Origin of the sequence: Micromonospora sp. NBS 11-29 (genome assembly GCF_002140155.1) — a bacterium.
Lineage (GTDB): Bacteria > Actinomycetota > Actinomycetes > Mycobacteriales > Micromonosporaceae > Micromonospora.
Genome location: NZ_NAPR01000013.1, coordinates 614,104 through 619,064, shown reverse-complemented (window position 1 = coordinate 619,064; position 4,961 = coordinate 614,104). Strand labels below are relative to the sequence as shown.

General features: G+C 68.6%; 6 protein-coding genes and 1 pseudogene. 2 read left to right on the top strand and 5 right to left on the bottom strand.

Translation table 11 applies throughout. From position 1 onward, the window contains the following. Window positions 1-35: 35 nt before the first annotated feature. From amcA (B1205_RS19320) to amcA (B1205_RS29875), 4 genes and pseudogenes are all read right to left on the bottom strand, one after another. A complete protein-coding gene (amcA, locus tag B1205_RS19320; protein ID WP_089156859.1) occupies window positions 36-218 on the bottom strand; it encodes a multiple cyclophane-containing RiPP AmcA in 183 nt (60 codons plus the stop codon). Then, window positions 215-1,296, bottom strand: a pseudogene (locus B1205_RS19315) (cyclophane-forming radical SAM peptide maturase AmcB). Before B1205_RS19315 ends, amcA (B1205_RS19320) begins: the two are co-directional and overlap by 4 nt. Then, window positions 1,293-1,640: a hypothetical protein gene (locus B1205_RS19310; RefSeq protein ID WP_089156858.1), complete on the bottom strand. Its 348-nt coding sequence runs from the start codon at window positions 1,638-1,640 to the stop codon at window positions 1,293-1,295. The pseudogene B1205_RS19315 and the gene B1205_RS19310 overlap by 4 nt, the downstream one beginning before the upstream one ends. Further along, window positions 1,637-1,801, bottom strand: a complete 165-nt coding sequence (gene amcA, locus B1205_RS29875; protein WP_176308677.1) for a multiple cyclophane-containing RiPP AmcA — start codon at window positions 1,799-1,801, stop codon at window positions 1,637-1,639. The genes B1205_RS19310 and amcA (B1205_RS29875) overlap by 4 nt, the downstream gene beginning before the upstream one ends. Window positions 1,802-2,118: 317 nt before the next feature. On the opposite strand from amcA (B1205_RS29875), the gene B1205_RS19300 reads away from it, so the two are divergent. Beyond that, window positions 2,119-3,345, top strand: a complete 1,227-nt coding sequence (locus B1205_RS19300) for a helix-turn-helix domain-containing protein (RefSeq protein ID WP_176308676.1) — start codon at window positions 2,119-2,121, stop codon at window positions 3,343-3,345. Window positions 3,346-3,351: 6 nt separating this feature from the next. Here B1205_RS19300 and B1205_RS19295 read toward each other — a convergent pair whose 3' ends face one another. Continuing rightward, window positions 3,352-4,026: a YdcF family protein gene (locus tag B1205_RS19295; RefSeq protein WP_089156856.1), complete on the bottom strand. Its 675-nt coding sequence runs from the start codon at window positions 4,024-4,026 to the stop codon at window positions 3,352-3,354. Between the two features lie 367 nt (window positions 4,027-4,393). Here B1205_RS19295 and B1205_RS19290 point away from each other — a divergent pair, with 367 nt between their 5' ends. Continuing rightward, window positions 4,394-4,648 (top strand): hypothetical protein, encoded by a 255-nt coding sequence (locus B1205_RS19290; RefSeq protein WP_089156855.1) that lies wholly within the window; start codon window positions 4,394-4,396, stop codon window positions 4,646-4,648. Window positions 4,649-4,961: the final 313 nt, after the last annotated feature.

The window sequence follows — 4,961 nt, the reverse complement described above, 5'->3', positions numbered from 1 at the left end:
TGGGCACGCCACCCAGCGCGTCCCGGCGGGGTGGGCTACTTCTTCTTGTTCCAGTTGTCCCAGCCGGGTCGGCTGTCGAATTTACCCTTGTTGTCCCAGGTGGGGCGGTTGTCGAACTTCGCCGCGTCGATCGACGGTACCGACCGCTGCGGGTCGACGCCGAGGCGGGCGAGTTGCTCAGGTGCGGCGTTGACGAGGACCGCGAGGGCGTTGGTCATGGGGCTCCTCCTTGAGGGGTGAGGTGATCCGCCGCGGCGCGGACGAGGGCCTGTCGCGTGGTCCGGCAGTAGGTGGTCTCTCGGGCAGTGAACGTCGCGTGCTCGAAGTAGCGGTTGCCGGCCTGGGCGCCACGGCAGAAGTCGTAGAAGGCGCAGCGGTCGGCGCAGTCGTTGAGGGCCGTGACGAACTCGGCGACGTAGTCCAAGTCGCCGGCACGGGCGAGCATGGCGGTGATCGGCTGATGGAGGACGTTGCCGGCAATGAAGTCGCCGTATCGCGGCTCGGTGATGCCGAGCAGCTCCGGTGACAGCAGCACCACCTGCCCATCCCAGGAGACGGTCGGGATCGGCTCGTACGGCGCGTGGTTTACGCGCCCGGCGCGGGTGGCGGCGAGATAGTCGGCCAGCCTGTCCACATCGCGGATCCGCAGCGTGCTGCCGCCGACACGACGCGCGATGAGGTGCTGCCAGAACCAGTACGCGGCCTCCTCCGACACCAGTGCCCGGTCGGCGCCCTCCTGCTCCTCGATGTTGAAGCCCACCGACTCACAGCCGGGCAGGCCGGTGAAGAAGTTGACGAGGGATTCCGCGTAATCGATGGTTTCCGGTGTGACCACACAGATCACCGAGTAACTCAGCCCTGCATGGGCCAGGGTCTGCATGCCGCGCAGGGTGCGGGCATCCGTCGGGTTGCCGGCCCGGTCGAGGCGGTTCCGGTTCAACGCGCCCGGTCCGTCGATGCTGACCCCGACCTCGAACCCGTAAGCGGTGAACAGCTCGCACCACTGCCGGTTGATCAGCGTCGCGTTCGTCTGGATCTCGTGACGCACCATTCCCGCGCGCNGGGCTCGCCCCCGTGCCACACGACACTCACCGGATGACCGCTGTTCTGCTGGGCGATCGACTCCGCGCAGGCCCGCGCGACCGCGCCGCTCATCAGGCGCAGGGATCGTCGGTCGGGCAGGTAGCAGTAGGTGCAGTCGAGGTTGCAGAGGCTCGTCGGCTGCACGACCAGGGTGTGGAAGCTGCCGGCGACCGCCGGCTGGCCGGTCGCGTTGATGAGGCCGATGCCGTTCACGAGGAGGCCTCCTCGATGCTGGCGGCCGTGGGGGTACTGACGCGGTACGCGTGGGTATGCCGGGCCGGCCAGCCGAGGAACCGGTCGAACATGTCCCGGGCGCTTCCCGTGACGCTCGGGTTGAGCCGGTGCATGTCGTCGATCGCGTCGTGCAGGCAGCCGGCCAGGTAGAGGAACAGGCGCACCGGCGCTTCGCGGTACTCGGCTAGAAGCGCGAGCTTCGCTGCGCCGCAGGGCCACGGCTGCCCGCACCGGCGGCACAGCCACAGCGGGCGCATCGGCAAATGTTCCACCTCGGCCGGCGCGAGACGGTTCGCCCCGAGACGGCGCTGCTGCCCAGTCACCGGCGACCACCCTCGCGGGCCTGCTGCTCGAACAGCCGACGCCACACGAAGGTGAGCAGCGGCGGATCAGCGGGCCACACCAGCTCCGGCGAGGACATCCACCCGGGCTCGGGGCGCCGGGACTGCCCGGCCATCGCGTTACGCGAGACATACACCGTCATGTNCGCCCGCCGCACCGCGGCGGCTGGGAGCAGACCGCCGATCACCCACCCGCGCAGCCCTCATGGCGGTACGCAGGCGGGGAAAGCGCCGAGACAGTTCGCTCCCGGACGGGCCGGACCGGCGGCCCAAGCCGTGGTGTGGTGCGCCCCTCATCGATCCCTCCATTTGCAGCTCCCTGTCAGCAATCCCGTCACGGGCATCGACGCACGCCGGTGATCCGGGGTGAACTGAAAGTAGGCGCGGCCTGTACGGAGGACCGGGAAAATCCGTACCGGGTCCGGCGGCCTTCAGCGGGCAGGGTGATGGTGTGCGAGGGATGACGGACGACATGACGATCGGCCAGCGCGTCGCCTTCTACCGGCGTCGGCGAGGGCTCTCCCAGGAGGTGCTGGCCGGTCTGGTCGGCAAGACGCAGGAGTGGTTACGCAAGGTCGAGACGAACCGGGCCGACCTGGACCGGCTGTCGGTCATCCGCGCGATCGCCAAGGCCCTCGACGTGTCCCTCGGCGATCTGATCGGTGCACCGAGCCTGTTCGAGTGGTCGGACGACTCCGGACGCGAAACGATCCCGGCCTTGCGGGCCGCGCTTCACGACTATCGCCACCTCGCACCAGCGCTTGCCAGCACGGGGGACATGGAGGCCCCCGCCCTGCGCGAGATCGAGAACGACGTCGCCGAGATCTGGACCGCCTACCAGCACTCCCGGTACGGCACCCTCGCCCGCCGGCTGCCTTACCTCATCCACGACTGCCTCACCGCCACCGAGGCGTACGACGGAGACGACGGCCAGCGCGCGCACGCGATGACCGCCTACGCGCACCAGCTCGCCGCGTTGTTCCTCACCAAACTCGGCGAAGGTGACCTCGCGTGGACCGCCGCCAGCCGAGGGCTGGCGGCCGCTAACGCCAGCCACGATCACGTCGTCATCGGCTCACTCAGCCGCTCCGCCGCGCACTCGCTGGCGTCCATCGGTGAGTACGCCCAAGCCCGCGGCCTCGCCGCCACGGCGGCGCAGTTCCTGGAACCACGGCTCATCAAGCCGACTCCGCAGCTGCTGTCGGTCTACGGCAGCCTGCACCTCGTCTGCGCCCTGGCCGCCGCTCGAGACGACGACCGCGCCTCGGCCGACACCCACATCGCCGAGGCCGATGCCGCCGCGCAGCGACTCGGTGCCGATGGCAACCACGTGTGGACCGCGTTCGGGCCGACCAACGTGTCGATCCACAAGACCACCGTGGCGATGGAACTCGGCGACGTGCAACGCGCCATCGCCATCGGCGCCCCACTCGACACCAGCACCGTGCCCGTCGAGCGGCGGGTCCGGCACGCCATCGAAACCGCCCGAGCCCTCGCCCGGTGGAACCGCATCGACGACGCGCTCGTCGCGCTCTTGGACGCCGAGGTCATCGGCCCCGACCAGGTGCGCTACCACCAGCTCTCCCGCGACCTCGTCCGGGACATTCTCACCCGCCCCCGGCCACCTAGACTGGCCGTCGAACTCAGCGACCGGATGGGCGTCCGCTCGGGAGGACCCCGCTGGTAGCTGGGCTCAGATCAGCCGGCTCGTGTAGCCAGCCGCCACCAAGCGCTCGAAGGCCGTCCGTACCTCGTCCGGCATCTCCTGCGGAATCGCGAACCCGCGCTCGGCGTACACCTCGATCCGCTGCGTGTCGCCGACCAGCATGTCCACCACCCGCCGCGGGTCGCCGATGCTGCTCACGTAATCGTCCAGTTCGAGCGGGTTCGACGCACACACCACATCGACCTCCGGCCACATCAGCCTGCAGGTGGCGTAGGCCCGACGCTGCTGGTAGGGCCGCGACATGATCAGCACCGACCGCACCGCGATCTGTCGTTCGGCCAGGAGCGCGCGGGAGTACTCGAGGTTCTCGGCGGTGTTCGTGGCACGCGGCTCCACGAGAACCGCTTCCGGGGGCACACCCTGCTCGACGGCGTACTCGCGGTAGTGCACCGCCTCTCCTCGCGGGAACCTTTCGACAGTGGTCGGGGCGTTCGCACCGGTGAAAACGATCCATGGGAACATGCCTGCCTGAAACAGCCGCGTTGCGACCACGGCAACGCCGAGGTCATGGCTGCCCAGCCCAATGCCGACGTCGCATGGGCGCAGCTCGTGGTGCATGTCGTGGTATCTCCACAGCATCTCCACGTCAGCCCGGATCTCGTTCGGAACCACGCGAGTCGGTACCGCAGCCTGCCGATCCATCAGCGCCCGCCAGGTGGAGCAAGTGCTGGAGTCTGATTCATGCCCCGTTCCCTCATGGCGTCAGCGTAGGGCAGGCCGAACGATCCAGATCAGCACAGCTCCTTTGTCCACCGAGGGACACTCAGGCAGCGCCGACACCATCAGCGCCATCGGCAGCCGCTCCCTCCGCCGGCGCCAGCTCGCGTACCTGAACCCGCAGCGCAAATCTCGCCGGCCTCGCAGACCGCCGTACCAGGCCGCGCAGTCTGCGGCAGATTGGTGCGTTCGTCAGCGGGCTCGCACGGAGCGATTTACCTCGCGTGCATCCGCCCCTGACCAGCGACGTATACACGCTCAGATCCGAAGGTTGCGACGCTAGTCTCGGCTAATGAGGACGTACCTGCAGAGCCCGAACGCGCTCTCCAACGCGGAAATCGCAGAGGTCTACTCCCTGGCTGAGCAGCACAACGTAGGCATCTGCCTGTACGGCGGCACCCAGTCGCCGTCTAAGGGCGCTGCGGAGTGGTCAGCCTCCGGGGGCATCCTCGCGCTGCGCCGCTTCATGAAGGCGGTGGGGTTCAGCACCATCCCCAGGCCGTCGTATCCCGAGGTCCGGTGGACCGACAGGAACAGGTGGGAGTGACGACCGCTCATCGGCAGAAGCGGATGCTGCATACGGTCGATGCTCGCTCCTCGGGACGCCGGACCCATGACGGCTTCCAGGCTCAATAGCCACCGTGAGCCGATGCGCGACCACCGGCATCCGTAACCCGGGCCGCCCGGCTATCCTCCACCGGTAGCCACCCGAGGGGCGTCCCAAATCATCCCGCCACGTCCCACCGACGCCGCTTCGGTCCATCGGCTCCCGAGCACCCACCGAGCCACTACCACCGGCCAGCGGACACGAAGAAGGCCCCGACCAGGTGTTAACCATCAGGTCAGGGCCTTGATCGTTG